Annotated in this window: 1 protein-coding gene; it reads right to left on the bottom strand. The window is 65.2% G+C overall.

The window, feature by feature from the left end:
• On the bottom strand, positions 1-543 hold a 543-nt coding region (locus BST27_RS30740; RefSeq protein WP_211285343.1), incomplete at its 3' end, for a transposase.
• Positions 544-663 lie beyond the last annotated feature (120 nt).

The following is a 663-nucleotide window of genomic DNA, read 5'->3' as shown; positions in this document are numbered from 1 at the left end:
GCCGGCGATCTCGGGGCGGTCCACGAAGGCCAGCAGCGGGTGGTGACCGTAGGTCTTTTTCCAGGTCGCCCCTGCCTTCTCCTTGTTATCGGAATGATCGAGGACCAGGGTGGCGTCGATGTCGATGTGCAACCAGCCACCCGGTGCGGGGGCGGCGCCGGCGGCCCAGGCCGCTGCGCGGGCCGCAGCCCGGGCGGCACGCACCCGCGGTAGGTGCGAAGCATCGATGCGCTCATCGATTAGCCGCCACATCGTGGTCGTGGAGGCTTTGGCACCCAGGACATGCTCACGGTCGCCGCACAGTTGTCCGACCGCGTCGATGCAGTCCGCCCCATCGGCGACCGCGGCAGCCAGATCAGCGAACACCTCCCCGGGCGCATACACCCACGGGCCCCGGTAGGTATCTGCCAACGCGGCGGTGACCTGCGCCGATAACCCGCTGCGGTCCGCGAGCTCACGCACCATGGCCATCCCGGCATGCGACACGACACCATAACCGTCGGCGGAAACTTTCACCCGCGACCCGACCGCGATATTCTTCACCTGCGAGGTGCCTTCCCGCTGGAACGACTGAACCCTAGAGAAGTCCAATTATTCCTTGCAGGACAGGCACTTTCGCATATCTACACCCCGAAACTCACAACGTTTCACGAAAAATCCGGG

The sequence above is a fragment of the Mycobacterium intermedium genome (genome assembly GCF_002086275.1).
Taxonomy (GTDB): Bacteria; Actinomycetota; Actinomycetes; order Mycobacteriales; family Mycobacteriaceae; genus Mycobacterium; species Mycobacterium intermedium.
The sequence above is the reverse complement of the archived record's forward strand: the minus strand, read 5'-3'. Positions and strand labels throughout refer to the sequence as shown.